The following is a 26280-nucleotide window of genomic DNA, read 5'->3' as shown; positions in this document are numbered from 1 at the left end:
AATTCATTAAGTTCATTAAGTATTTTCATCGGGATTGTTTTGGAATTTGATGAAACTTTTGTGTTCTTCAAGATTGTTGAGACATTTACAATAGGATCATTTTCATAAAAGAGAGAAAATAAATGTTATAAAGAGCTTTATTGAAATCTTATGGCAGGCATTGTTTGGTTTGATTTAAGAGCTGGTAGATAGATCCTAACTCTTTGTGTGTCGATAATAGCTTTTTCACTATTGATTAAATTTTTGACCATTTGAATCTTTATAGATTCATTTTGAATCATGGCTAACATGTATTTTAGCTCTGCTTGCAACTTAGCAGCTTCTTTCAAATCCTGCGTTTTGTTTGTAGTATTTAATAAATTAGTGATTCTTTCAAAACGCTTCTCTGCATGCTGAAGAGCTTGCAAACTTATAGCTTTAGCGATAGCCCCTCTATATTTGAGACGTGTATTAATTTCTGTATTCATCTGCTTTAGTGGTGTAGGAATATGGTACTTCTCATTCACAAGAATGCTGTAAATATAATGTTTATAGAAGAGTGGCATAGAGCTGCTATGCATCCCGTAGGTGAGAACGTTGTAGATAGGTTGTGGTTTTGGGTAGATTGACTGCGGATTTTGAAGAAAATATAGTATGTCATCTTTTGGCAATATTTTCTTAGTTACTCTATTACCCGTTATAGAATCATATATCTTTAGCGTTTCATCGAGTTGCTTTTTACTCAATTCAGTTTTTTTTTCTAACAATTTAAAAAGTTGTAGATATTCTTCTTTTAAAACAGATACAGGAATTTGAACAGTTGAATCTTGAGTCCCAGAACCCCAACTAAAGTTAGACGTTAGAGTTAAATTTATCATTCCCAAAAGGGTAATCATTCCTGTTATAATAAGAATCTTTCTCATATATCTGCTCGCTTGATTTCGGCAGGGATTGTTTTATTAATAGGCACGCGGTTCCTATCATTTGGTTGCTTTGGCTTTGGCGCTAACGCGCAAGCCGATAAGATATTTGCAATTAAAATTGCAAAAATGATTTTCTTCATTTTAACACTCCTGTTTTATAACCGCAATATATGCCTCTAACATTTTTTTATCATTATTTCAATTTTGATTGAGAAATATATTGATTATCTATTGTTTTAATTTTTTTCATTTAGTGATCTCATTTTTGTTTAGGGAGATGTTCATCGGCAATGCAGATATTTTTACGGGCTGTTGGTTTCGGCATTTTCCTGTATTGCTATTATGAAGAGTCGTACTATCTGTTTTACCTAATTTTCCATAGATGCCCAAATGTAACGCCTTTTGCGAGAGCATTGGCAATGCTTGCCAGTTTAAGTAACAGCATAATGGATATAATGGACAGGATAAGAACTCCCCCAAACATGTATCCCATATTCTGTCCGTAATCGAATTTCATATCGCCCAAATAGTTTGCAAAGATATTCATCATTAGATTAAATATGGTTGCTAAGAGTACAAAGAGGATTGTATAGCTTAAGACTTGTGCTATCCATTGCTCAAAGAAGCGATAGGTTGGTTGCCAGAGTAGAGCAATAATGAAGATTGGTCCCCATCCTACGAGGAGTGCAATAGCGATTTTTGTTAGTAAGACGAGACCACCGCCGATTGCAACTACGAGGCTTGTTGCTAGCAAGATGAGGATACCTAAGAGACTGTAAAGCAGACCGTTGGCATCGAAGAAGATAGTTTCTTCGAAAAGGCGGCTTGCATATAGAAATCCTTTGCCTGCTGCATTGTCAAGTAAGCCCATTAATTGCTTATCATTGAGTGGATTTGTTATGAGTGCTTTTGATAAATCATGAGGCATTTGAGTTATCATATTTGTGATTTCTGGCTGATACAGTCCTGCGGTAAGAGCTATTGAAGTAATAATGCTTATCCGTGTGAAACGGTTTACAAATCCGGAGAGAGGCATATCTATAGCACCGCGAATGATGAGCCATCCATAGATGATAAAAGCGATGGTGATCCCGATTGAGATGAAGGGTGTAATTGTAGCAATTGCTTTTGAGGAAATATCTGTGACATATGTCTTTGTTATCTGATCAATTTTATCGAAAAGTTGCGTGAATATCGTGAAGTTCATGGCATACCTCTTTGACGAATTTTCAATTTTTCATCCTCTCAAAACACAGATACATGCTATGCGCTTCATTTGGATTTACACAATTCATTAAGTTCATTAAGTATTTTCATCGGGATTGTTTTGGAATTTGATGAAACTTTTGTGTTCTTCAAGATTGTTGAGACATTTACAATAGGATCATTTTCATAAAAGAGAGAAAATAAATGTTATAAAGAGCTTTATTGAAATCTTATGGCAGGCATTGTTTGGTTTGTACTGTTAAAAACCTTTAGATCAAGTTCGCGTCTTTTTGTTTTGATAAGCGCGTACTCAGCATCACGTAACTGCGCAACCATTTGCAGCTTTATAGATTCATTTTCGATCATAGCTAATATACCGTCTACATTTGCTTGAAAATCGACAATATCTTTTAGATTTTTTGCTTTCTTAAATTCGTCTAACAGGGATAAGATATGCTCAAGGCGTTTTTCTGATGCTTTCAAAGCTTGTAGAGCTATAGCTTTATCCATAACTGACGTAAACTGTACACGTCCCAAAAAATTCCTATTCACGTGATCCGAAGGCTCAGAAACATTTTTTTGTTCCTCCAGAATCTGTTGATATGATGCATCTGAACGTCTATCTTTATTATAGATCGAACTGGAATTTTTTAAAAAAAGACTGTCATATGTTTCCTTCTTAGTTTTAACCTCCTGATCCTCAATTATAGAATCATAAGTTATAGCGTTATAAGCTTCTTCTGTTGCTGAAAGTTGTTTTTCTTTCAAATCAATCTGTTTTTTTAATAACTCAATAATTGTCAGATATTCTTCTGGTAGACGAAATTGTGGAGGTGTTTTCTTTTTTAATACTTTTGGGTTTGGAGACCAACCCCAACTAAACTCAAATCCCTTAGCTAAATTTGGCATTCCAAAGAACATAGCCATTCCTGTTATAATAAGAATCTTTCTCATATGGTTCCTCGCTTGATTTCGGCAGGGATTGTTTTATTAATAGGCACGCGGTTCCTATCATTTGGTTGCTTTGGCTTTGGCGCTAACGCGCAAGCCGATAAGATATTTGCAATTAAAATTGCAAAAATGATTTTCTTCATTTTAACACTCCTGTTTTATAACCGCAATATATGCCTCTAACATTTTTTTATCATTATTTCAATTTTGATTGAGAAATATATTGATTATCTATTGTTTTAATTTTTTTCATTTAGTGATCTCATTTTTGTTTAGGGAGATGTTCATCGGCAATGCAGATATTTTTACGGGCTGTTGGTTTCGGCATTTTCCTGTATTGCTATTATGAAGAGTCGTACTATCTGTTTTACCTAATTTTCCATAGATGCCCAAATGTAACGCCTTTTGCGAGAGCATTGGCAATGCTTGCCAGTTTAAGTAACAGCATAATGGATATAATGGACAGGATAAGAACTCCCCCAAACATGTATCCCATATTCTGTCCGTAATCGAATTTCATATCGCCCAAATAGTTTGCAAAGATATTCATCATTAGATTAAATATGGTTGCTAAGAGTACAAAGAGGATTGTATAGCTTAAGACTTGTGCTATCCATTGCTCAAAGAAGCGATAGGTTGGTTGCCAGAGTAGAGCAATAATGAAGATTGGTCCCCATCCTACGAGGAGTGCAATAGCGATTTTTGTTAGTAAGACGAGACCACCGCCGATTGCAACTACGAGGCTTGTTGCTAGCAAGATGAGGATACCTAAGAGACTGTAAAGCAGACCGTTGGCATCGAAGAAGATAGTTTCTTCGAAAAGGCGGCTTGCATATAGAAATCCTTTGCCTGCTGCATTGTCAAGTAAGCCCATTAATTGCTTATCATTGAGTGGATTTGTTATGAGTGCTTTTGATAAATCATGAGGCATTTGAGTTATCATATTTGTGATTTCTGGCTGATACAGTCCTGCGGTAAGAGCTATTGAAGTAATAATGCTTATCCGTATGAAACGGTTTACAAATCCGGAGAGAGGCATATCTATAGCACCGCGAATGATGAGCCATCCATAGATGATAAAAGCGATGGTGATCCCGATTGAGATGAAGGGTGTAATTGTAGCAATTGCTTTTGAGGAAATATCTGTGACATATGTCTTTGTTATCTGATCAATTTTATCGAAAAGTTGCGTGAATATCGTGAAGTTCATGGCATACCTCTTTGACGAATTTTCAACTTTTTATATGATTTTTAAGCATTTTTCGTTGAGTTTTTTAGGATAAAATTAAACTTTGTAGACCTTTTCAGTCTATGAGAGAGAACTGAATATTATGCATTAACTTTTGCTTTTTACGAGCGTACAGGAAAAATAATACACGAAATATTGTTATAAAAAGCCCTATCTAATAAATTTTATGGTAGGCATTTGCGTGTTTTTACTATTCAAAATTTTTATGTTATGTTTGTCCTTCTGCTGTTTGATAAGTGCATATTCAGCGTTGCGTAAATGTGTGACCATTTGTAATTTTGCTGTTTCATTTTGTAGCATAGCAAGCATTCCAATTATATGTGCTTGTAACTCAGCAATACTTTTTAGATCTTTTGTTGTTTTGATTTCGTTTAATAGTTCTTCAATTTGCCGATAACGATTGTCTGCTTCTTCAAAAGTCTTTAGACTTACAGCTTTATCAGTGATGGCTGCATATTGGATACGATTGTTGATAAAACGGCTAGATTCATTGATAGAGATAGGAATTTCTTCTTCTTTTAAAATATTTGCAAGTGATGCAGATAGAGCAGAAGATTTATTTTTATTGTAGAGTGTCTCTGGATTTTTGAGAAAAAAACTGCTGTGATCTGTTTGTGCATTTTTAAGTTTTTTAGTGTCGAATTTTTGGCTTCCCGTTATAGATTCATGTATTTTTTTTGTCTCCTCAAGTTGTTTTTTTAAGAGGTCGAGGAGAGGCATAGTAGGTGGCGTTTTCTTTTGTTGTGGAGGTTTTTTAGATGAAGGGAAAATCCATTTTAAACCGGGAAACTTCTTTGGAACTGATGCTGACAAATCCGCCGCTCCAGCACCAAAAACCCAAGCCTTTGCTGGATTTGAAATCCCTAAAGTTATTGCTACTGCCATTAAAATGGTCTGCTTTTTCATGTTTCCCTCCTGTCATTTTTTGCGTGCTGTAAGAAAATTGGTAACCATATTGCTGGATCTTCACCAACTTCCGCGATAATGCTTTCGACTAATTCTGCATTATCAGGTGTACCTGATAAAACTAAGAGCTCGTCATTAAAGTTGTGTTCAGTAGTTTTTCCATCGATTGTCATATGGAATTTGCCAAGATTTAACTCTGCGAGAGCAGATTGGTCGCCTTGCTTGATGAGAAACTGGCGACTAAACTCACCAAGTCCTTTAATTAATTTAAACTCAGTATCTGTTAGCTTAAAGCCTTGGGTATAATCTTCATAGCTTGCTTTAGGATTGGCTAAGAAAATGTAGGTTGCACATTGTTGAATAAGCGTTTTGGCTATATTGCTTTCTAAAGCATCGCTAGGTTCTTGTGTTGCGTAAACAAAAATACCATTTTGTTTACGGATAGTTTTTTGTTTATTTTTTGCTAAATCTTCAAAATATGGATCTTGTAATGGTTTCCAAAACTCATCAAAGATATACATAAACCGTTGTCCGCTAATCATCCCTTCTGTACGGTAAAGCAAATACATCATCACTGGAGTCCGCGTTTCTGGGTTATCTAAGAATTCAGTGATATCAAAGCCGTAAATTTGATGTGTTGAGAGATCAAGAGCATCATTGGGATTATCAAATAACCATCCATAATCACCACCTTCGCACCATTTTATCAAGCGAGCATGAACAGATGGGCGAGCATTATAATCACTTACATGCGGATTTGGTAAGAATTGCACAAGAAAAGACAAACGACGAAGTGATGGATCAATGTTGCTACTCATAACAGACATAACAGCTTGATTAATTTCCTTTTCATCGTGATGTGTGATTTCACCACCAGCTTCTGCCAATTTTTTAACAAATTGTTTCAGAAAAATCAGATTTTCTTGTGTGGGTGGGAGTTGGAAAGGATTGAAACCACTTTTCCTGCCTGGCTTGAATGTTAAATATTTTCCACCCATCGCTCGAATAGCAATTTCCATGCCACGATCTTTATCAAAAACAACAGTTGTAGGCTTAAATTTTTGTGCTTGTGCTAACAAAAAGCTGAGTAACACAGTTTTACCGGAACCAGATTGTCCGATAAGTGCGGTATTACCAAGCAAACGTTTATCTGTCGAGTCCTCTTCAAGTTTGGAGGCATGAAAATTGAAATAAAGCGGTGTTTTACTGGTTGTTTTAAGAATTGTGACGGCCGGTCCCCATGGGTTGCCAGTAGGTTTTCCTGACATAAAATTATGAAAAGATGAAAATGATAAAAAGTTCAATGATGTAATCGGAGCAGGACGTGGTCTCCATTTCCAATTGCCAGGAAGTTGTGCCCAATAGCCAGCCTCTATCGCTAAGTCTACAGGTTTGGGCAATACCGCAACGTCTAGTAATGCTGCACTTGCTTTGGCCATATGGTCGCGAACTTGTTGAACTGTATCACCATAGATAGTCAATGTGCAGTGATGTTCTCCCATGACAAAATGCCCACTGATAAGCTGGTTTAGTGCTTCGTCAATTTGTTCAATTTGGCTCGTTGCCACATCTCGTGCATCAATAAGATTACGCTGATGCCGTTGTAAATAGTCTTTAGCGGCATGTCTGGAGAGCACCGAAAAGCTCTGTGTCAATATGAACTCGAAGTCACTTTCCAACAAAACATTTAATTGTCCTGGTTTGGTTGTTGCATCGTATTCTTTAATTTCCAGCATTCCAAATCGACGCATTCCACTGGTTGTCCGCAGTTCACCGAGAGCGCCCCATTTTGAGAAAAAAGGTCGATTGATAGACATGTAGTCAGAAAAACGGTCCTGGCAAATTGGCATGGGGCGATATTCACCATTGACAAGCATTCCAAGGAATTCAAGTGCAGAAGAATAAGCGTGTCCATTTTTTTCATAAGCACCAAGAAGTTCTGCACCGTAACGGTTTAAAGATTGGCCTAAAGTACGATTGATGTCACTGAGTTCTTTGATACATGAGTCTTGTCGCATCTTTTTTTGATCAAGCGTTTCACGTTCATGTTGAGAAAAGAACGACATAATTTTATCCGCTATCGGTTGAAAAATAACAGTCAAATATAAATCATTGACCATCAAATTATAACCAGTAAAGCTTTGCTGATATTTTTCATCAAGTTGATAGCAAAACATTTGATCAAATGTTGAATCAGGATATTCATAAACACGGCGGCGCACGATATGTGTCCAAAATGATAAGTTGGCTGATGCAATACCTCGTAGAGTATTATTAAGCTCTTTTATCCATTGAAAAATATCTTCTTCTGAAGCACTTTGATGCGAGCGTCCGTCAATCTTCCAAATCGACAAATACTCCGCATTTTTAGTAGAAATAATCGTATCTGTAATGTGATGTGAATAAGGCAGGAATAGACTTACAGGTGTCTCTGATATAAGACGCTTGCTGCTTTCAACAGCTGTCATGCTTATCTCCTTTTATTATAATTAGAGGGACTATAACTTGATGCACCCCAAAAACCTTTATTGCGATTACGAAATTTGGTATCGATCCATAACCACCAGATACGAAATGCTTTATCATCGTTTTTGGTAATTTGCACCATAATAAACCATAATGGCGGTGCTATAACCCACAAAAAGATATTTATTGTCATAGCAATAACAGCAACCACCATAAGCATAACAATAAACGGCATCATGGGGACACCCCATATAGTTGGAACACGTGTTGCTCCCTTGAATAAGGGGAATTCTTTTTTTTCGTATGATTTCATGGGATATTCTCGTCACTGGAGGTGAAATAATATGTGGCTAATATAGAAAGCTGCACCAGCGATAATGACACTGACTGCCCATCGCATAAATGTAGCTCTTGCGATGATGCGAAATATATAAATAAGCAAAAGTAATAAAAGAATGATAGCAGCAACGGCAGGAATAATTATACTTAATCCATATTGCATCCCTATGAAAACATCTAAACTCTTTGTTTCCATCTGAGCATATGCAGATTGAGTTATTAATAACATAACTGAAGTGATAACAATAGCACTAATCTTACATATTTTTGATTGAAGCGTATTTAATTGTTTCATATCTTTTATCCCTTTTTAATTAAGTTTCTATAGAGAATATTCCTTTTTTCTAGTATTAGCGATATTATTACCAGTATATGTCTATAATTGAAAATGTTTAAACCATTATGTATTATACCAACTTATGAATTACCTGTAAACAACAGTTTAGCAAGTTGGGTTGCAGAGCCCGCGATGACAACGCCGATTGCCCAGCGTATAAATGTGTCTCTTTCTATGTAGCGTCCTGCGTAACCAATTGCTAAGCACAAAAGTATAACAGCAGCAGCAACAGGGATAATGTGATCAACAAGATCGCTTTTCAGAGCTTTTAGAGCATTTTCAGCAGGAGCTAATTTTGCATTTGCATATGCAGGATGCCTCATAAAAAAGGTGCTTATGGCTGCAGAAATTACGATAATTTTGTTATTATTTTTTAATTGGAAATTAAGTAATTTTTTCATATTTTACTCTTTAATACTTTGTATTATATCACTATAAAGCATATAAGATTCTTATATATTTATAATGACTAGATATAAAACCTTATGATAAAAACATTATGTATTATACAAACTTATGAATTACCTGTAAACAACAGTGTAGCAAGTTGGGTTGCAGAGCCCGCGATGACAACGCCGATTGCCCAGCGTATAAATGTGTCTCTTTCTATGTAGCGTCCTGCGTAACCAATTGCTAAGCACAAAAGTATAACAGCAGCAGCAACAGGGATAATGTGATCAACAAGATCGCTTTTCAGAGCTTTTAGAGCATTTTTGCAGTTATTAATTTTGGTTGAGCATATACAGAATTGTTCATAAAAAATACTGTTATAGCTACGAAAACTGCTGCGACTTTGTTTTTATTTTTTGATTGGAGATTAATTAACTTTCTCATATTGTTATTCCAATTTAGATTACAATTAGTATAAATAATAGTTTTATTGTATTAAATAAAAACACAGAAACATAAGCTTCCTATTTTCATAAAATAGACATTTTGTATTTAAATAGGTTTATCAGTTAGGTTTAAACAACAGTGTAGCAAGTTGGGTTGCTGAGCCAGCGATAACGACACCGATTGCCCACCGTATAAATGTGTCTTTTTCTATGTAGCGCCCTGCATAACCAATTGCTAAGCACAATAGTATAACGGCAGCAGCGATAGGGATAAGCGTTTTTAAGTCTGTTTGGAGAGCATTTAAAGCTTTGTTTGCAGGATCCAAAACTACCGCTTGTGCTAACACAGGATTGGCCATAAAAAATACAGTTAAAGCTGCAGAGATTTCAGTAGTTTTATTCCGAATTATTTTTTGAAGAATTTTTGATTGTTTCATATTGCTTATCTCAATTTAGATTTCTCTTTAGAATAAAATATTTTATACTGCATGACTTTAATAGTTATTCTCATTACGGGTTTTTGAATAACATATTTGCAAGTTCAGCTGCTGAACCAGCGATGACAACACCAATTGCCCAGCGTACGAATGTATCTTTTCCAATGTAGCGCCCTGCGTAACCAATTGCTAAACATAGAAGTATGACGGCAGCAGCAATAGGAATAAGCGTTTTTAAGTCTGTCTGTAACTCTGTTAGAGCATTTTTTGCATTTGTTAATTTTTGAGCATACACAGAATTGCTCATAAAAAATATAGTTAGAGCTGCAGAAATTTTAGTAGTTTTATTTCTAATTATTTTTTGAAGTGTATTTAATTGTTTCATATTGTTTATTCCAATTTAGATTATAGTTTGTTTATTCTTTAGATTACAGTTGGTATAAATAACCCCTTTTTCGATATAGTTTTTTATACTAAATAAAAACAGAAATTTAAGTTTATTATTTGTCGAAAGAAACATTTTGTGTTTAAATAGATTTATCAGCTAGGTTTAAAAAATAAAGCAGCAAGTTCGGCTGCTGAACCAGCGATGACAACGCCGATCGCCCACCGTATAAATGTATCTTTTTCTATGTAGCGTCCTGCATAACCAATTGCTAAGCACAAAAGTATCACAGCAGCAGCGATAGGAATAATCTCCTTTAAGTCCTTTTGAAGTGCTTTTAAAGCTGTATCTGCGTTTTTCAATTTTTGTGCTTGGGCGCATACAGAATTGGTCATAAAAAACACAGTTAAAGCTGCGGAAAATGCAGCAATTTTATTACGAGCTGTTGTGTGAAGAATATTTAATTGTTTCATGTTCTTTATCCTGATTAAGATTAAAACTCCCACAAATGACTCCTCTTTCGTGAAGAAACTTAAAAAGATATTTTGGATCAGCCCAAGTTCTTAGTTTTCCTCTTTGTGTAAGTAATGTATATTTATTTGGCTTTCCAGTGATTGGATCATCGGAAATAAACGTAAAATACCACTCTCTTTCTGAAAGCATCACGACTGTAATGTCACGTGCTGCTTTTTGACTAAATGCTATATCAACGCTGTTTTGTTCTATCATTTTCATTATCTTTGCCCTCAATTAGAAGAGATTTTGTCCAATCTTACTAATTAGAGCTTTAACATTTTCTTATCTACCTTTCATTATAACATCCTATCAAAATTCTAGGGTTTCATGAAAATATCAGTCATCACTCTAGCGATTCTCTCGATGAAGAAGAATCTTCAACTGAAAAAGCATCGCAGGCACTACTTTCTTTATGTGTAAATGCGTCTTCCTCTCCTTTTGAAGAGAGAGAAAGAGAATCTACGTTAGTTATCTGTTCTGGTTCTTCTTTTTTAAGCTTTACAGGCCCCTGCAAATCCTCATTTTCTCGCACAGCAGCCTTTGCTCCAATATATGAAGCAACCTTCTGTATAGAGGTGTTGCTTGAGTTTTCTGTATTGTAAAAATTCAACACAGACTGCAAAGTCGCTTTTTCGAAGATGCACTTTGATGCTGTTTGTTCATAGCGGTAAGTTAAAGCGCTTTGTACAGCTGTAAGATCTCTACAAAAATCAAATGCATCAAAAAGAGAAAACAATTTCACATCTCTAACACCAATTTGCCCTAAAATTATGTTAAAATTGCGTTCGCTCTGTTTAAACTGTTCAGTTGTTGCGATTTTTTCTTCAAGCTGAGATGATTGATAGAACAAGTTATCTTTATTATCTGTTACATAAACATTGCTCTGCGCTTCTTGCTCGGCGATAACTGAAAATGTTATGGGGGGTGTATTGGATATGTATGTAGCAACAAACATTGTGAAATCTGGAACAATCATTAGCAATACACCTTATTATGAAGAATTTTATTAATACAAATGCTAATTCTTTGCGGTGCTTTTTCTCGTTGTCTTTTGATTTTATAAATTTGCAGAACGAGATTGTTTAGCTTAGAATATTCCTTGCAATTATTACGTTGTTCTCTTCTAAGAATATTTCTAATATATGCGAATATCCAACCAAAAAGATAAAAGTGTGGAATAAAATAGAGCACATTACGCCAACCAATATTATTGGAATCACGAAAAAAGACGCTGCGTTTAAAAAATAATAATCTTTGATACCGTATTGAAGTTGCTTGTTTTATATAATTCTCTAGTTGCAAAAATCTTTTCAAAAAAAATTTACACGAAGTAAAAAGCCGTTGTGTGTGAGGGGAGGTTTTATTGTTATAATAAACTACGCTATCATTATACAGAGAGGGCTTGTTCTTTGTTGCATATTGCCATAATTTATAGAGTGATGATTTATATTTACTTTTGACTACTGATTCATGAGAGTCAGAGAGGTGTGATGGTGTTTGAGCACTGCATTTAAGAGTTCCAGCGATTGAACTGAAAAAAGACGCAGTGGTGGTAATTGATATACCAATAAACAGTTCTTTTGGGTTCAAAGCACATCTCCGTCAAAGTGATATATGTATCGTAATTTTAATTTCGATAATAAATAGGCAAAAATCGTCTATAATTATGTTTAAAATATGGCAAGAAAAAATTCTTTTTTGCAAGGGGAGTAATTAAGGTGAACGATCTAAAGAATTTGAATTTTGATGAACTACAAGAGATGCGTACACAAATCGATGTGGAATTAAAAAAACGGCAAGCAAAAGAAAAGCAAAATGCGCGACGAAAAATTCTTGAAATTGCTAATGCCCATGGAATTGATATCGCTGATCTTGTGAGCAAAGAGCGCTATTATAGAAATCCCAATAACCAATGGGAATTATGGAATGGGCGTGGACGTAGACCTAAGTGGATTAAAGAGTGGTTGGAGAATGGGTATACACTTGATGAGCTTGAAGTAACATAACACGTGTACGATATTTACAAGATAAGAGAATACCAAGGAATGTAAATGCAAGAAGTATGCTTTTTGGGTAATTTGATTGTATAAGCATACTGAACGAATATATTAAAGTATTGAGTGATCAAATAAAATGATAGGGAACATGAACAAATGTATTTAAATGCAAAAGATCTTGTTGTTATAATCTGGCAAGCATAATGATGATGCCATATTAAAATATTGTAATTGCTTTTGGCATTTGAGAGAGGGGGATACTTTACTTCTTTTTATAGTTTTATTGATTCTTTACAAAAATGGTTGAAGTGAGAATAATTTATTACCTAGAAGTTCTAACTCAATATGTAAAATGATAATTTTATTAATTAATATGTTAATAAATTAGCATACTTATATTTTTGAAATACTGTTCTATAGAACAAGCCTGATGTTATAGATTTTGTTTGGTCTTTTTTCAGTAAGATTATATATGAGGCATTTACTTTATTTATCGTTCGTTTAGTTGAGATGAGTGAGTGTGTAGAATGTGTAGAAAATGAAAAATTTCTATGGTTGTTATGGATTTTATAGAATTTATGGCATATTTCTGAGCGCTTGTGATTAAAATTCATTTATGAGTATTTATGAATAATGAATAAAGAGCGTATTTGAAAATAAAAGGATTGGGTCATTTCTATTGCGGTTTATCTTCTTTTATGGTGTGAAATAGGGGGGGTGATATGCAAGCTTACAATTGTGTGTGATGATATAAAGTGCGGAACACTTTGTTATATATCAGAATAGTTATATATCAGAATATTTTTTTCTAAAACCGTGTGGTATTTCACAATAAGTTAAAGGGTTTTCCTGAGAAACGGAATGCATTTGTGTTGCCAATTTACGCGTTTTTTTTAAGAAAAATTTTTCAATGCAACTAAGTTTATTTTATGGCACTTCTCGTAAATAGTATAATGTAAAAGTCCCTATGATCACATAAAATCCATTGTACACCACCATTTTTACTTCAATAAAAAGTGTAAGCCGACGCCATTATACACTTTACTCGCCTCCAATGTTGCTAAAGCCCCCTTAGTACTTGAGAGGGTGAGGCTTTTAATTGCTTTGTTTAATTGCTTTTATTTATACGACAGTCTCGCTTGTGATATGCAAGCGAACAATTTTGATTGCTTCAACATGAGAAAGATTTGAAATAGGAGTATTTTATAATCTTTAGATTTCTCATTCAGTATGAGAACAATGATTATAAATAAAAATGTTGTGTGCTAAAAAAGTCTTGTTTATTTTGTTATGCTGTGAAACGGCTTCTTTTAAGGTTTATGATATAAGGCAATCTCTTTGAGGCATTAAATGTTTTTTTTCAGTGTGTGGCGAATATTCTTAGAATGTAGCTTGTTTGTCGAGTCTTATGTTAAGTGAAATATGAGAGGAGGAAGACAAGAGAAAATTACTCTACAGGAATCCGGTTTGTAAGCAAATTGGATGAGATAGGGATTTTTTGTTCTTTGGAGAAGGGAGGCAAAGGTTGTAACAAAGTGAAATAGTATGAATTTTTGCTTAAAGTGGGAAGCCGTGTAGAAGACGTGGGGCATTTGGAGTGAGTCCGGCAGCTTCTTGAATGAAGTATTTTTTTATTTTTGGCGCTTGATTAACGATTCCAAGGCCGGTATCGCGGAGCATCCGTAAAAGAAGGCTATCATTAGAAAAGAGTTTATTAAGCCAATCATTGCTTAAAGCCATACGGACAATTTCAAAACGTCTCCAGCTTTGATAGCGCTCTAAAGCAGTGAGGGAGCCAATGTCAAGACCTAGTCGTGCTGTTTCAATAATCACTTCAGCGAGGGCAGCGCTATCGCGTAATCCTAAATTGAGTCCTTGTCCTGCAATGGGGTGGATGGTATGGGCGGCATCGCCAACGAGAGCAAAACGTGGTTTAACGCATTGACGTGTTAAAGAAAGACTTAAAGGAAAAGCTTGACGTTCGCCATTCCAAGAGAGTTTGCCTAATCGATGACCAATGCGTCTTTCGAGTTCTGTTTCAAACACAAGTGTATCAGCTTTGAGATAATATTGCGCAGTTTTATGATCTTCATTCCACACAATGGCGGATCGGTTGCCTTTGAGAGGGAGAAGAGCAAAAGGACCGGCAGGTAAAAAATGTTGAATTGCTTGACCATTATGGGGTTTTTCATGTTCAACTGTGCAGATGATTGCTGTTTGTTTATAGGGATGAGAAAAGTTTTTAAGACCTGCTTTTTGTCGTAATTTTGAATGGGCTCCGTCAGCTGCAATAAGCAATTTTGTTTGCCAAACCTCTTCATTATTTAAAGCGATGGTTGTATGTTGGCCTTCTTGATGAAAATCAATGACACGCGTGTTTGCAATAACAGGGATATTGAGATCTTTGATACGTTTTTTTAAAGTGTTGATGAGTTCTCTATGTTCTACCATAGCAGCAAAGGGCTCACCGGGGTTAATATCGCCTTCAAAGGTTAAAAGGGTGGGTTTGACAGGGTCACTTGTGCTTGTATCTGTGATGATCATTGAATGGATGGGTTGCGCACAGGGTTTTATAGGTTCCCAACATTGTAATTGTTTTAACATACGAATAGAAGCAGCAGCAAGGGCAATGGTTCGTATGTTAGAAGCAGGAGTATCTCCTTGTGGAGCAGCATCAACGATTTCTATTTTCAGATTAGGAGCGGTTTGTTTGAGTGCTATCGCTAGGGTTAAACCGACAGCTGCTCCCCCTGCAATGAGCAGATCACATTGTTTAGTTTTATGAGATTTTATTTTTTTATTGGGTTGTACGTCTTTATTGCGATTAGAACACACAATACTTCTTCCATTGTTTATAGTTTGCTTTCTTTTAAAAAGAATATCTTTTTAAATTGCCTAAAATATCTTAACTTCTACTTTTCTCTCTGCTTTACAAAAACGAGGTTGCTTTTTGGCACCAATCTGATAACAGATTGGTTTTTAAGAGTTCTTCTGCTTAATCATTTATGTGATTCATTTTACAAATTTATCGGATAAGCTTTTTTTGAATGTCTTCTTTAATTCTTTTTACACTTGGTTGATAAAAAAGAAAACTAAAAATAAATAAAGATGGTTGTGTATTTTTTAAGTTGTATGAGTTATTTTAGTATGTCTGTCCTGAAGGGGGGCATTTAGTTGGTATGATAGATAAAAAACTGTGTTCATTCGTGATGGTTAAAACAGTATTCATATTTTGCCGTTATCGTGATGTAGCGTAAAAAACATCATCTGTTTAGGAAGGTGTATAGGACCCATGTAAAACTTTACACATGAGGTGTTTTTGGGTTGATCGTGTGATAAATATTCAGGGAGAGCTTTTTGTGCGTCTTATGAAGGACTGTCTCTTAGGGTGGTGATATATGAATGATATGAAGTGGTTAGAAGGTAGAACGCGCTAGATAAGAAGTCGGATTATTTACAGGCTATTTGTTTACAGATCGGCATAGAGTTTAAGCTTCATCCTTTTTAAGAGAGAGTTGTAACTCTTTAAAATATGAAAGTTTTGTATTTGGAATTGATAGATGCACCGAAGTTCTTCTCCTTATGATTCATTAGAAGTGCGAAATTCTCAAGGTTCGCGTCTTATTGAGATGTTTTTACGTCAGATAGGGGTATTTATTGGGCTTGGGCTTTTGGGCTTTATTATTTTTTGTGTGTTTGCTTTGGCGACGTGGAATGTTGCGGACCCATCTTTAACCCATGCAAGTACAAATGAGGTTACAAACCTTATGGGGTGGATGGGGGCAATTTTTTCAGATTTTATTATGCAGTTTTTTGGTTTGGCAAGTCTTGCTGTTTTGTTGCCGCCATTATTTTGGTCTTTTCTCTTGTTGGCGCAAAAGAATATCTACAATTTGACTTTGCGCTTTTTTTTATGGGCGCTATCAACGATTTGTTTTTTAATTGCTTTTGCCCTTATGTCACCTGTTGCTTCTTTTACTTATTGGCCATTACCAATGGGATTGGGAGGGGTTTTAGGAGATAAAGCTTTAAGTGTTACTTCTTCAGTTTTTCCTTTTTTTCTTTCTCCTCTTTACACGGTGTTTTTTAGTGTTGTTTTTATTCTTTTAGGTTTTTTCACTGCTGCTTTTGCTGGCAATGTGATATGGCGGCGTCGAACAAAGAAAAGAAAAGAAAAAAGCATTCCAAAAAACGAAATCGTTAACCCAGTTTTTGAGTTGGAAGAAGATACGGAATATGCCGCAGAGGATGATCGTGAAAATCATGGTTTTTTTGCGACAACTTGCGGCGCTCTTTTGCATCTTGTTTATTTTTTACAAGCGCGTTTTTTTCGTTTATTCTGTTTCAAAAGGCGTTTTCAGAGTAAAGGGCAGGGAAAGTCATTTAATCGGATTGAGCCAACTTTTTTGGGTGAAAAAGTAAAGTGTGAGGAAAATCAGAATAAAGCCTATGTTTCTCCTGTTAAAAATCGAAAGTCTTTAACAGCTTCTTCAAATGGCGGTTTTGTTCTTCCTCTCGTAGATTATCTTTCGGTTCCACCACCGTCTGTTCGGGATGCAAAACTTTCTCCTGCTGTTTTAAGAACAAATTCTCAGGAACTTGAGGGGGTTTTGTTAGATTTTGGGGTCAAAGGAAAAATTATAGATGCTTGCCCTGGACCCGTGGTCACTTTGTATGAATTTGAACCGGCTGCTGGCATTAAGTCTTCTCGTATCATTAGTTTGGCAGATGATATTGCTCGTTCGATGCGGGCGATTTCAGCGCGTGTTGCAGTGGTTCCAGGACGTAATGTTATTGGAATAGAATTGCCTAATGCAAAGCGTGAGATGGTTTATTTACGAGAAATGTTGCAGGCGCAAGAATTTATTGACAGCAAAGCAAAGCTAGGACTTGCTTTGGGTAAGACAATCGGGGGGGACGCAGTTATTGCAGATTTAGCAAAAATGCCTCATCTTTTGGTTGCTGGTACAACAGGGTCGGGAAAGTCTGTTGCTATCAATACAATGATTTTATCATTGCTTTATCGTATGACACCAGAGCAATGCCGTCTCATTATGGTGGACCCAAAAATGCTTGAGCTTTCGGTTTATGATGGCATTCCTCATTTATTAACACCTGTGGTGACAGATCCTAAAAAAGCTGTGATTGCTTTAAAGTGGGCTGTTCGTGAAATGGAAGAGCGCTATAGTAAAATGTCAAAACTAGGCGTTCGTAATATTGATGGGTTTAATGCACGTCTCAAGGAGTCAGAAAGTCAAGGAGAGACAATGGTGCGTACAATACAAGTGGGCTTTGATCATGAAACTGGCGAGCCTCTTTATGAAACGGAAACACTTGATTTTAGTCCTATGTCTTATATTGTTGTCATTATTGATGAAATGGCTGATTTGATGATGGTTGCTGGTAAAGACATTGAAGGAGCGGTTCAACGTTTAGCACAAATGGCACGTGCTGCCGGTATCCATGTAATTATGGCGACACAGCGTCCTTCTGTCGATGTTATTACTGGGACGATCAAAGCCAATTTTCCCACACGTATTTCTTTTTCTGTGAGTTCAAAAATCGATAGCCGAACAATTTTAGGCGAACAGGGAGCCGAACAATTATTGGGACAAGGAGATATGCTCTTTATGATGGGAGGAGGGCGTATTCAGCGTGTGCATGGGCCTTTTGTGGCGGATGATGAAGTGGAGCAGGTTGTTGCGCATCTCAAAGCGCAAGCACGACCTGATTATTTGGAAACAATTACACAAGAAGTTGAAGAGGATGGTGCTGATGTTTCTTTGGCTTCTCCTTCAGAAGATGATCCCTATAGCCAAGCTGTTGCTATTGTGCTTCGTGATCGTAAGGCTTCGACTTCTTATATTCAACGCCGTTTAGGTATTGGTTATAACCGTGCTGCGACATTAATTGAGAGGATGGAAGAAGAAGGTATCATTAGTCCAGCAAATCATGCAGGGAAACGAGAAATTTTAGTGCCTGCCGAAGAAGAACGCTTTTGAAAAATCTTTATAGTTGCTTTTTATAATATCTTATAAAACAAGTGTTTATTCTACTGTATCGTAGAAAGTCTGCATTTTCATATACCAGTTCTCGATTTGCGATAGCTCCTTGACACTTGAGACTCTTTGTAAGGGGATTTTTTATCTTATATAATTTTTTCCACACCACAACCTTGCTTGTAATATGCAAGCAAATGATTCGAATTGATTCAATATGAGAGAGTAGGTGATGAGAGAATCTTACTGTATTGGGCGTTATTATTTAAGTTAAAAAGATAATTTATTATAAATCAATATCTTGGTATAAAATAATGTCGTTGCATGTGTAGGGGTATAAAAGCATGTAAGGCTTGATATTTAAGTGTCTTTTAAAGTGCGTTCTAAATATTTAAGACAAGGCTTATCTGTCGAGCCTTATATAAATGAACCATATGGGGCGGGAAGCTAAGTGAAATCTGCTAAACTTCAAACTGTTTACAGACTGGTTCGGGCGAAAATTTTTATTCTTTTGGATTGGAAGGAAGTAAAAAAAGCATTTTTGCCACTTAAAAGAGTTTTCAGGTGCGTGAGCAATATGTTTAGTACTTAATCCGTTATGTATTGACTATAATCTATGTTGCTTCACAGATTAGGGGAAAAATAATATATTATGCGTTTAGGAAATCAGCAGACAAGCAGGAAATTTGGATGCTTTCGGAAACTTAAACACAGACTGATTATTTGGAAACGGTATTGCAAGAAATAAAGAAGCATGTTTCTTTGGCTTTTTCTTTATCAGACGATCCCTATAGTTAAGCTGTTGCTATTGTGCTTCGTGATGGTAAGGCTTCAGCTTCTTATATTCAATGTCGTTTAGGTATTGGTTATAACCGTGCTGCACCTATTGATTGAAAGGATGGAAGAAGAAGGCATTATTAGTTCAGCAAATAATATGGGTAAGCGGAAAGTTTTGGGAACTGTCGAAGAAGAATACTTTTAAAAATCTTTTGATAGTTTTTTCAAACAATATCTTTATCTTATAAAGAAGGGTATTTATTCATTGTTGATCACTTAAGTTATAAATTATAAAGTCAATTAAGCATTGCTTGGGAGCATTTTTTATGAAAACGTCTTTTTTACCGCAAAGAAGAGTCTTTGGGTTGGTGGGAATTATTATCTTTTGGTGTTTAACTTTTCCTGTTGTTTCGCAAGCATCTAATAAAGTGATAAAGGCGCAAAATGTTGTAAATCACTTTGCGGCAATCAAAACAATGACAGGTGATTTTATTCAGTTTAGTCCAAAGGGGAAAATGTCTCAGGGGACATTTTACCTAGAGCGTCCAGGGAAAATTCGTTTTATTTATAAGAAAATGCCTTTACAGATTATTGCAGATGGTCAATTTGTAGGTATTAACAATCGGGCTTTGAATACTTGGAACTTTTCACAACTTTCGCAAACGCCAATGAAGTTTCTGTTGGGTGATAAAATTGATGTATCTTCTGGGCGGTTATTGGCATTTCGCGAAGATCCAGGGGCTGTGACGATTGTTCTGCGTGATAAAACGATTGGGGCAGGGCAAATAAGGATGGTTTTTGATTCTAAAGGCTCTGCTTTGCGCCAGTGGACAATTGTTGATCAACAAAATTTGGAAACTACTGTGCAGATTATGAATGTGCGGACGGACGTCCGGTTCGCTAATGGAATGTTTACACTTCCTTCGAAGAAATAGTGCGGCGTTGTTTCATTGGGATTGAAATGGATGTTCTTTCGTATTGCAACTTGGAATATTAATTCTATTCGTTTGCGTCTTGCGCAGGTTTTTCAGTATTTGAAACTCTTTTCTGCAGATGTTTTGTGTCTACAGGAAACAAAATGTCCAGATGCTTTATTCCCAGTGGAGGCTTTTGAAGCAGCAGGATATAAGCATATCGCATTGAGTGGACAAAAATCTTACAACGGGGTCGCTATTGTTTCTCGTTTGCCTTTTAAAAAGGTAGAAAAGCGTTTCTTTTGCCAAAACCAAGATTGCCGTTATATCTCAGTTATTGTGGAAGCCCATGGGAGAAGCTTGCGGATTCATAATTTTTATGTTCCTGCTGGGGGAGATATTCCTGATGCTCATGTGAATGAAAAATTTCGTCATAAGCTTGATTTTTTAGAAGAAATGTCCTCCATTCGTGCGGATCAAGGAGATGGTCTTTCTTCTCTTTTGGTGGGAGATTTAAATATTGCTCCTTTGGCAGAGGATGTTTGGTCTCATCAGCAATTGTTGAAGGTTGTAAGCCATACTCCCATTGAAACTGAACGTTTACAGGATTTGTGTTATCAAGGTGGATGGGTTGATCTGATGCGTTTGCATATTCCTGTTCCTACCAAGCTTTACACATGGTGGAGTTATCGTGCACGCGATTGGGCATTTACCGATTATGGGCGGCGGCTTGATCATGTTTGGTCTTCTCAAGATTTAGCACCTTTTGTTGTAGATCTTTCGATTTTTCGTGATGCGCGCGGATGGGAACGTCCTTCAGATCATATTCCTGTGCAAACTGTATTTGATTTTTCACGTCAAGTTTGAAATAAGAGGTAAATAAAGTATTAATATTAAATAATGATTCTGAAAGAATGCGGGAGACTAGATGTATATCAGAAATCTCAAATGGGGCGCTTCTTGTGGATTACTTTCTAGTGTCTTGTTGTGTTTGCTTTTGTCAGGATGTATGGTTGGTCCTAATTACCAGAAAACATCTTTTCGTGTTCCTGCAGTTTGGGGGGAAAAATCTGAACAGACTGCAGGGAGGCCAGTTGCGCTTGCCGGATGGTGGCGGCGTTTGAATGATCCTATTCTAGATGCATTAATGGATTATGCGATTTCTGGAAATAATAATGTTGCTGTTGCTAAAGCCCGGGTACGTGAAGCGCGTGCGGGTTTAGGACAGGTTGTGGGAACTCTTTTGCCAAATGTGTCCAATTCAGTTTCAGGAACCCGTAGTCGTTCTGGACAGTCTGATGCATTGTTAAACCAATATCATAGTGGTTTTGATGCAAGCTGGGAGCTTGATTTTTTTGGTGGGCATAAACGAGCGGTTGAAGCAGCGCGTTATGGTCTTGATGCGGCTGTGGAAGATATGCGCGCTACCATGGTGACATTGCTAGGAGATGTGGCAACAAATTATGTGCAAATGCGTGGTTGGCAACAGAAATTGTTGATTGTGCGGCAAATTGCTGTATCACAACGTAAAACCTATGAACTGATGCGTGCTAGATTAACAGCTGGTGATGTTTCTGAGCTTGATGTTTCAAATGCGCAAGCACAAATGGCAAATACAGAAGCGGATATATCACAGATGGAAGCGAATTTGGCAATGAGCATTCATCGCCTTTCTGTCTTAACTGGTTGTGTGCCTACGGCATTGAAGGATCTTTTACAAAAAAATGCTAAGCATGCAAAGATTCCACAACCACACTGGCCGATACCAGCAGGAATTCCAGCCGATATTTTGTTAACACGTCCGGATTTGCGACGGGCAGAGCGTCAATACGCGCAAGCGACAGCGCGGATTGGTCAACGTGAAGCAGATCGCTATCCATCACTTACTTTAACAGGTAATATTTCGACAGCAGCAACGGCAATTGATCAGTTATGGAAAAATTCAACGATTGGCTGGTCTTTTGGACCTGGTTTGCGTTTTCCTTTTTTTAATGGAGGTCAGGTCGAGGCTTCTATTGCGGTAGCGCGTGCACAGCGTGATCAAGCTTTTATTACTTATCGGGCTGCTGTGTTGGGAGCTTTAGAAGATGTAGAAAATGCGCTTGTAAGATTAACTAAAGAACATCAACGTTTAGAAAAGCTAATCGTTGCGAATAAAGCTTCTCTTCATTCCTTAAAACTTTCACGGAGCCTTTTTGAGAATGGAAATACTAGTTTTCTTGAATTGTTAAATGCTGATCGCTCTTATTATTCTGCACAAATGGCACTTAAAGATAGCCGTGTTTCTTTGGTTACGCAATATATCACGTTGATGAAAGCATTGGGGGGGGGCTGGGATGGCGTTGTTGATGTATCACGTCCGGAAGTCGTTGATGGTGCACCTCATTCGCGTGCAAAGGTAGGGAAATGAAAAAAAGTTTACTCAAAAATTTCATTACAAAACACAAAAAACTTTCCTTCTTTTTAACTGCTATATTCCTTCTTCTCTTGTTTTTATGGTTGCGTTCTGTTGTTTTTGGAACATCTAGCCCAACTTATATAACAGCGGTGGTAAAGCGTGGGGATATTGAGGAAAGTGTTTTAGCTTCTGGTCTTGTACGTCCTTATCGGTTGGTGGCTGTTGGTGCGCGTGCAACAGGGCGTGTGGTGTCAATGCGCGTTTCTCCTGGGAGTGTTGTGAAAGAAGGCGATCTTTTGGCAGAAATTGATCCTACAGATCAGGAAAATGATTTAAAAAGAAAAAAAGCAGCATTGTCGCATTATTATGCCAGTCTAGTAGAACAAGAAGCCTATCTTTCTCTTGCACAGAAAAATTTAGCACGTCAGAAAAAAATGATCGAGTCACGTGCGGTTTCACGAGCTAATCTCGATGATGCTGCGACACAAGTAAAAATACGTGAGGCGCAAATTGCTCAACTTCAACAGCAGATTGTGCAAGCACAAATTGATGTGGACAGTGCAGAGGTCAATTTAGGTTATACACGCATCACTGCCCCTTCAGCGGGAACGGTTTTGGCAACAGTTGTGGAAGAAGGGCAAAATGTGAATGCGGTTCAGTCGGCGCCAACAATTGTTATTTTGGGCGATTTGTCAAAGATGACGATCAAGGCGCAAATCTCAGAAGCTGATGTTCTTAAAGTTCAGGCTGGACAACCACTTTATTTTACAGTTTTAGGGAATTCGCAGCGTCGTTATGAGGGCGTTTTAGAAAAGGTAGAGCCTGCTCCTGAAGAAATTCGTGCTGATGTGAGTATTAATCCTGGGGTGGTGGGTGGTTCTAGTGCTTTAATCTCATCAGCTATTTATTATAATGGAATTCTACATGTTGATAATGCGGACAATTTTTTGCGAACCTATATGACTGCTCAAGTTCATATTATCTTAGGGCGTGCTCAAAATGTCTTGTTGGTTCCAAGTGATGCTTTACGCGATGAGACAAAAGAGCATAAAGCATGGGTTTCTGTTTTGGAGGGGGGGAACAAGGTGGTTACTAAACAGGTGAGCGTTGGGTTGAATAACAAGGTGATGGCAGAGATTGTTTCAGGGCTTAATGAGGGCGATGTCGTTATTACCGGCTCGCCTGATGGGGTGATGCCAGAACCTTCTGAAGTGCATAGTGAAGATGAGATTTAAACCATGAACACAAACCAAGCAGATGCTGTCCTTGTGTTGGAAAATATTGTACGTAAATTTCCTGCGGGCGAAACATTTGTTACTGTTTTAAAGGACATCAATCTTACCATTAAGCGCGGTGAAATGGTAGCGATTGTGGGAGCTTCTGGTTCAGGAAAATCCACATTGATGAATATCTTAGGCTGTCTTGATCGGGCAACTTCTGGTCGTTATTGGATTGCAGGGAAAGAAACAGCCTCCCTTTCAGCTGATGAATTGTCGGCTTTGCGGCGCAATCATTTTGGTTTTATTTTCCAGCGCTATCATTTGTTGAATGAATTGACCGCTCTTGGGAATGTTGAAATTCCGGCTATTTATGCAGGATGTGCCGTGGAAGCAAGGAAAAAGCGTGCACAAGATCTTTTAACGCGCTTGGGTATGGGCGATCGGGTGAATCATCGTCCAAATCAACTCTCAGGCGGTCAGCAACAACGGGTGTCTATTGCTCGTGCTCTCATGAATAATGCGGAGGTTATTCTTGCTGATGAACCAACCGGTGCATTAGATAAACACAGTGGACAAGAAGTGTTGCGTATTTTAGATGAGCTTCATAAAGAAGGGCGTACTATTATCATTGTAACCCACGATATGCAGGTGGCTAAAAGAGCTGAGCGTATTATTGAAATCAGTGATGGAGAAATTGTTGCTGACAGTATGACAAAGGTTGCAAAGAAAAAGGCAGCGGGGGCAAAAATAAAAACGGATAGTCAATCTTTTTATGAAAAACAGAAACTAAAGGTTAAACAACAGCTTGGCTCTTTTCGGTCTTTTGTTGAGCGGTTTCGTGAGGCATTTGTTATGGCGTTGTTGGCAATGAATGCACACCGGATGCGGACTTTTTTAACAATGCTTGGGGTGATTATCGGTATTGGAGCAATTATTGCCATGGTCGCTTTGGGAAATGGTACACGAGAGAAAATTTTGGAAAATTTTAAAAGCTTGGGTGCTAATACATTAACAATTTTACCTGGCAAAAGTTTTTCTGATCCACAAGCAGAGAAAATAACAAGTCTTGTTGAAGCTGATGCAGAAGCCTTGTCTGGGTTACCTTACGTTTCTGGTGTAACACCTCAGATTTCAGCAAGCTCGAAAGTGCGTTTTGGCGCAGTTGAAGTCAATGCCGTCATTGTGGGGGTGGGAGAGCAATTCTTTCAGACACAGGGGCTTAAAGTTTTCAAAGGACAGTTTTTTGATCAAAAAAGTGTGCGTGATCGGGCAGTTGATCTCGTGATTGAGAAAGAAGCATTGTCTGTTCTGTTTCCCCATAGCCATGAAAGTCCCCTTGGCAAAGTGGTGCATGTGGGTAATGTTCCAGCGCGTATTATTGGTGTTGTTGATTCGCAAAATCAGGCAAATGGAAACACATCAAATACATTACGGCTTTATTTGCCCTATACAACAGTGCAAACGCGTTTTCTTGGCACAACAGAAGTTCGTGCGATTACCGTTAGGATTGCTGATAATGTCGATTCACATTTAGCGGAAAACATGGTGAAACGTTTTCTCATTATGCGGCATGGTGGAGAAGATTTTTTCATTAGAAATTCAGAATTTTTTCGTGAACGTATCATGGAGAGTACACATATCTTAACACTTTTAATTTCTTCAATTGCAGCTATTTCGTTGATTGTGGGGGGTATTGGTGTGATGAATATTATGCTAGTCACCGTTTCTGAGCGGATCAATGAAATTGGTGTGCGTATGGCAGTTGGTGCGCGTCAGAGTGATATTTTGCAGCAATTTTTAATTGAAGCGATTTTGGTTTGTGTCATTGGTGGTGGTTTGGGGATTCTGTTTGGACTTTCTATCGGTGGTTTGTTTCTTTTGTTTAAAGCGCCTATCCACTTGGTTTATACGATTGAGTCGATGATCCTTTCTCTTACTTTTTCCACTCTCATTGGAATATGTTTTGGCTTTTCACCAGCACGGCAAGCTTCACGGCTTGATCCTGTTGTTGCTCTCTCACGCGATTAGGCTTCAACCATTGTAGTGGGCATGTTTGTTGTGATGCTTTCCACTTGTATGAAGTATTTATGAAGCGAAATATGGATGGGAAAAGTTTAGTATTATTTGCTGTTCTATTTTAGAAAACGCTTCGTTCATTAAGTGGAGCGTGCTTTATATAACGTTAAAGGATGAAGTTTTATAGCACAACGTATCATGAATAAATTTCCCTTGTATTGTTATAGCTATACAAAATACCAGGCGCGATAATTTTAGGATTTTTAATCTAAAAATAGGAGGGGTAGGGGCGTGTAATATCTGTTAATAAACAAGGTAACAAAGAAGAGAGTTTAAACGAAAAGCAGCTTATATCCAAAAAACGAACGGGTATACGAGGCATGTTGGTCTATACACTTTTTCCTTTTTCTTTTTTTATTCGTGCACCTG

At 37.2% G+C, this 26280-nt stretch carries 24 protein-coding genes and 2 pseudogenes; 8 read left to right on the top strand and 18 right to left on the bottom strand.

Annotated features, from left to right (window positions below):
• Window positions 1-137 precede the first annotated feature (137 nt).
• The 17 genes and pseudogenes from QHG57_RS01410 to QHG57_RS01330 form a co-directional block, all read right to left on the bottom strand.
• Window positions 138-902 (bottom strand): TrbJ/VirB5 family protein, encoded by a 765-nt coding sequence (locus QHG57_RS01410; RefSeq protein ID WP_330169331.1) that lies wholly within the window; start codon window positions 900-902, stop codon window positions 138-140.
• A complete protein-coding gene (locus QHG57_RS01405) occupies window positions 899-1042 on the bottom strand; it encodes a membrane lipoprotein lipid attachment site-containing protein (RefSeq protein ID WP_330168323.1) in 144 nt (47 codons plus the stop codon). Before QHG57_RS01405 ends, QHG57_RS01410 begins: the two co-directional genes overlap by 4 nt.
• Before the next feature lie 224 nt (window positions 1043-1266).
• Window positions 1267-2109, bottom strand: coding sequence for a TrbL/VirB6 family protein (locus QHG57_RS01400; RefSeq protein ID WP_330169330.1), 843 nt, complete (start codon window positions 2107-2109; stop codon window positions 1267-1269).
• A gap of 218 nt (window positions 2110-2327) precedes the next feature.
• Window positions 2328-3062, bottom strand: coding sequence for a TrbJ/VirB5 family protein (locus tag QHG57_RS01395; protein WP_330169329.1), 735 nt, complete (start codon window positions 3060-3062; stop codon window positions 2328-2330).
• Window positions 3059-3202 (bottom strand): membrane lipoprotein lipid attachment site-containing protein, encoded by a 144-nt coding sequence (locus tag QHG57_RS01390; RefSeq protein ID WP_330168321.1) that lies wholly within the window; start codon window positions 3200-3202, stop codon window positions 3059-3061. Before QHG57_RS01390 ends, QHG57_RS01395 begins: the two co-directional genes overlap by 4 nt.
• Before the next feature lie 224 nt (window positions 3203-3426).
• Window positions 3427-4269: a TrbL/VirB6 family protein gene (locus tag QHG57_RS01385; protein ID WP_330168320.1), complete on the bottom strand. Its 843-nt coding sequence runs from the start codon at window positions 4267-4269 to the stop codon at window positions 3427-3429.
• A 189-nt stretch (window positions 4270-4458) separates the two neighbouring features.
• Complete coding sequence (locus tag QHG57_RS01380) at window positions 4459-5214, bottom strand: TrbJ/VirB5 family protein (RefSeq protein ID WP_330169328.1); 756 nt, start codon at window positions 5212-5214, stop codon at window positions 4459-4461.
• Complete coding sequence (locus tag QHG57_RS01375) at window positions 5211-7682, bottom strand: VirB4 family type IV secretion/conjugal transfer ATPase (protein WP_330169327.1); 2472 nt, start codon at window positions 7680-7682, stop codon at window positions 5211-5213. Before QHG57_RS01375 ends, QHG57_RS01380 begins: the two co-directional genes overlap by 4 nt.
• Window positions 7683-7684: 2 nt before the next feature.
• Entirely contained in the window at window positions 7685-7993 is a 309-nt protein-coding gene (locus tag QHG57_RS01370; protein ID WP_330168317.1) for a VirB3 family type IV secretion system protein, read from the bottom strand.
• Window positions 7994-8005: 12 nt separating this feature from the next.
• Window positions 8006-8314, bottom strand: a complete 309-nt coding sequence (locus QHG57_RS01365; protein WP_330169326.1) for a conjugal transfer protein — start codon at window positions 8312-8314, stop codon at window positions 8006-8008.
• A 122-nt stretch (window positions 8315-8436) separates the two neighbouring features.
• Window positions 8437-8757 carry a VirB2 family type IV secretion system major pilin TrwL gene (trwL, locus tag QHG57_RS01360; protein WP_330169325.1) on the bottom strand — a complete coding sequence of 107 codons (321 nt, stop codon included), beginning with the start codon at window positions 8755-8757 and terminating at the stop codon, window positions 8437-8439.
• 113 nt (window positions 8758-8870) lie between these two features.
• Window positions 8871-9190 (bottom strand): annotated as a pseudogene (trwL, locus tag QHG57_RS01355) (VirB2 family type IV secretion system major pilin TrwL).
• 121 nt (window positions 9191-9311) lie between these two features.
• Window positions 9312-9629 (bottom strand): VirB2 family type IV secretion system major pilin TrwL, encoded by a 318-nt coding sequence (trwL, locus tag QHG57_RS01350; RefSeq protein WP_330169324.1) that lies wholly within the window; start codon window positions 9627-9629, stop codon window positions 9312-9314.
• Between the two features lie 73 nt (window positions 9630-9702).
• Window positions 9703-10014, bottom strand: a complete 312-nt coding sequence (gene trwL / locus QHG57_RS01345) for a VirB2 family type IV secretion system major pilin TrwL (protein WP_330169323.1) — start codon at window positions 10012-10014, stop codon at window positions 9703-9705.
• A 155-nt stretch (window positions 10015-10169) separates the two neighbouring features.
• Window positions 10170-10487 (bottom strand): VirB2 family type IV secretion system major pilin TrwL, encoded by a 318-nt coding sequence (gene trwL, locus QHG57_RS01340; protein ID WP_330169322.1) that lies wholly within the window; start codon window positions 10485-10487, stop codon window positions 10170-10172.
• Window positions 10450-10749, bottom strand: a complete 300-nt coding sequence (gene korA, locus QHG57_RS01335) for a KorA family transcriptional regulator (protein WP_330168310.1) — start codon at window positions 10747-10749, stop codon at window positions 10450-10452. The genes trwL (QHG57_RS01340) and korA overlap by 38 nt, the downstream gene beginning before the upstream one ends.
• 124 nt (window positions 10750-10873) lie before the next feature.
• Window positions 10874-11506, bottom strand: coding sequence for a lysozyme family protein (locus tag QHG57_RS01330; RefSeq protein ID WP_330169321.1), 633 nt, complete (start codon window positions 11504-11506; stop codon window positions 10874-10876).
• 742 nt (window positions 11507-12248) lie between these two features.
• On the opposite strand from QHG57_RS01330, the gene QHG57_RS01325 reads away from it, so the two are divergent.
• The gene (locus tag QHG57_RS01325) at window positions 12249-12536 is read left to right on the top strand and encodes an H-NS histone family protein (RefSeq protein ID WP_330168308.1); all 288 of its coding nucleotides are present in this window, start codon (window positions 12249-12251) and stop codon (window positions 12534-12536) included.
• 1548 nt (window positions 12537-14084) lie between these two features.
• On the opposite strand, the gene QHG57_RS01320 is transcribed toward QHG57_RS01325, so the two are convergent.
• The gene (locus QHG57_RS01320; protein ID WP_330169320.1) at window positions 14085-15362 is read right to left on the bottom strand and encodes a ubiquinone biosynthesis hydroxylase; all 1278 of its coding nucleotides are present in this window, start codon (window positions 15360-15362) and stop codon (window positions 14085-14087) included.
• Window positions 15363-16087: 725 nt separating this feature from the next.
• On the opposite strand from QHG57_RS01320, the gene QHG57_RS01315 reads away from it, so the two are divergent.
• From QHG57_RS01315 to QHG57_RS01285, 7 genes and pseudogenes are all read left to right on the top strand, one after another.
• Window positions 16088-18529, top strand: a complete 2442-nt coding sequence (locus QHG57_RS01315; protein WP_330168306.1) for an FtsK/SpoIIIE family DNA translocase — start codon at window positions 16088-16090, stop codon at window positions 18527-18529.
• Between the two features lie 765 nt (window positions 18530-19294).
• Window positions 19295-19508 (top strand): annotated as a pseudogene (locus QHG57_RS01310) (DNA translocase FtsK); the annotation flags it as partial.
• 121 nt (window positions 19509-19629) lie between these two features.
• Window positions 19630-20238 carry a LolA family protein gene (locus QHG57_RS01305; protein WP_330168305.1) on the top strand — a complete coding sequence of 203 codons (609 nt, stop codon included), beginning with the start codon at window positions 19630-19632 and terminating at the stop codon, window positions 20236-20238.
• A gap of 30 nt (window positions 20239-20268) precedes the next feature.
• The gene (locus QHG57_RS01300; protein WP_330168304.1) at window positions 20269-21084 is read left to right on the top strand and encodes an exodeoxyribonuclease III; all 816 of its coding nucleotides are present in this window, start codon (window positions 20269-20271) and stop codon (window positions 21082-21084) included.
• A gap of 61 nt (window positions 21085-21145) precedes the next feature.
• Window positions 21146-22627 (top strand): efflux transporter outer membrane subunit, encoded by a 1482-nt coding sequence (locus QHG57_RS01295; RefSeq protein WP_330168303.1) that lies wholly within the window; start codon window positions 21146-21148, stop codon window positions 22625-22627.
• Window positions 22624-23850 (top strand): efflux RND transporter periplasmic adaptor subunit, encoded by a 1227-nt coding sequence (locus QHG57_RS01290; RefSeq protein WP_330168302.1) that lies wholly within the window; start codon window positions 22624-22626, stop codon window positions 23848-23850. The genes QHG57_RS01295 and QHG57_RS01290 overlap by 4 nt, the downstream gene beginning before the upstream one ends.
• A gap of 3 nt (window positions 23851-23853) precedes the next feature.
• Complete coding sequence (locus QHG57_RS01285; RefSeq protein WP_330169319.1) at window positions 23854-25863, top strand: MacB family efflux pump subunit; 2010 nt, start codon at window positions 23854-23856, stop codon at window positions 25861-25863.
• The last annotated feature ends 417 nt before the right edge of the window (window positions 25864-26280 follow it).

The organism is Bartonella grahamii subsp. shimonis (genome assembly GCF_036327415.1).
Classification (GTDB): Bacteria; Pseudomonadota; Alphaproteobacteria; order Rhizobiales; family Rhizobiaceae; genus Bartonella; species Bartonella shimonis.
This window is presented reverse-complemented; position numbering and strand designations above follow the sequence as displayed.

Bases quoted from the DNA above. Each gene is read 5' to 3' on its own strand.
- QHG57_RS01290 (WP_330168302.1), top strand. From the start codon at position 22,624: ATGAAAAAAAGTTTACTCAAAAATTTCATTACAAAACACAAAAAACTT.
- QHG57_RS01380 (WP_330169328.1), bottom strand. From the start codon at position 5,214: ATGAAAAAGCAGACCATTTTAATGGCAGTAGCAATAACTTTAGGGATT.
- trwL (WP_330169324.1), bottom strand. From the start codon at position 9,629: ATGAAACAATCAAAAATTCTTCAAAAAATAATTCGGAATAAAACTACT.
- QHG57_RS01400 (WP_330169330.1), bottom strand. From the start codon at position 2,109: ATGAACTTCACGATATTCACGCAACTTTTCGATAAAATTGATCAGATA.
- QHG57_RS01385 (WP_330168320.1), bottom strand. From the start codon at position 4,269: ATGAACTTCACGATATTCACGCAACTTTTCGATAAAATTGATCAGATA.
- QHG57_RS01390 (WP_330168321.1), bottom strand. From the start codon at position 3,202: ATGAAGAAAATCATTTTTGCAATTTTAATTGCAAATATCTTATCGGCT.
- korA (WP_330168310.1), bottom strand. From the start codon at position 10,749: ATGAAAATGATAGAACAAAACAGCGTTGATATAGCATTTAGTCAAAAA.
- QHG57_RS01285 (WP_330169319.1), top strand. From the start codon at position 23,854: ATGAACACAAACCAAGCAGATGCTGTCCTTGTGTTGGAAAATATTGTA.
- QHG57_RS01330 (WP_330169321.1), bottom strand. From the start codon at position 11,506: ATGATTGTTCCAGATTTCACAATGTTTGTTGCTACATACATATCCAAT.
- QHG57_RS01395 (WP_330169329.1), bottom strand. From the start codon at position 3,062: ATGAGAAAGATTCTTATTATAACAGGAATGGCTATGTTCTTTGGAATG.
- QHG57_RS01410 (WP_330169331.1), bottom strand. From the start codon at position 902: ATGAGAAAGATTCTTATTATAACAGGAATGATTACCCTTTTGGGAATG.
- QHG57_RS01295 (WP_330168303.1), top strand. From the start codon at position 21,146: ATGTATATCAGAAATCTCAAATGGGGCGCTTCTTGTGGATTACTTTCT.
- QHG57_RS01305 (WP_330168305.1), top strand. From the start codon at position 19,630: ATGAAAACGTCTTTTTTACCGCAAAGAAGAGTCTTTGGGTTGGTGGGA.
- QHG57_RS01300 (WP_330168304.1), top strand. From the start codon at position 20,269: ATGTTCTTTCGTATTGCAACTTGGAATATTAATTCTATTCGTTTGCGT.
- QHG57_RS01315 (WP_330168306.1), top strand. From the start codon at position 16,088: ATGCACCGAAGTTCTTCTCCTTATGATTCATTAGAAGTGCGAAATTCT.
- QHG57_RS01365 (WP_330169326.1), bottom strand. From the start codon at position 8,314: ATGAAACAATTAAATACGCTTCAATCAAAAATATGTAAGATTAGTGCT.
- QHG57_RS01405 (WP_330168323.1), bottom strand. From the start codon at position 1,042: ATGAAGAAAATCATTTTTGCAATTTTAATTGCAAATATCTTATCGGCT.
- trwL (WP_330169325.1), bottom strand. From the start codon at position 8,757: ATGAAAAAATTACTTAATTTCCAATTAAAAAATAATAACAAAATTATC.
- trwL (WP_330169323.1), bottom strand. From the start codon at position 10,014: ATGAAACAATTAAATACACTTCAAAAAATAATTAGAAATAAAACTACT.
- trwL (WP_330169322.1), bottom strand. From the start codon at position 10,487: ATGAAACAATTAAATATTCTTCACACAACAGCTCGTAATAAAATTGCT.
- QHG57_RS01370 (WP_330168317.1), bottom strand. From the start codon at position 7,993: ATGAAATCATACGAAAAAAAAGAATTCCCCTTATTCAAGGGAGCAACA.
- QHG57_RS01375 (WP_330169327.1), bottom strand. From the start codon at position 7,682: ATGACAGCTGTTGAAAGCAGCAAGCGTCTTATATCAGAGACACCTGTA.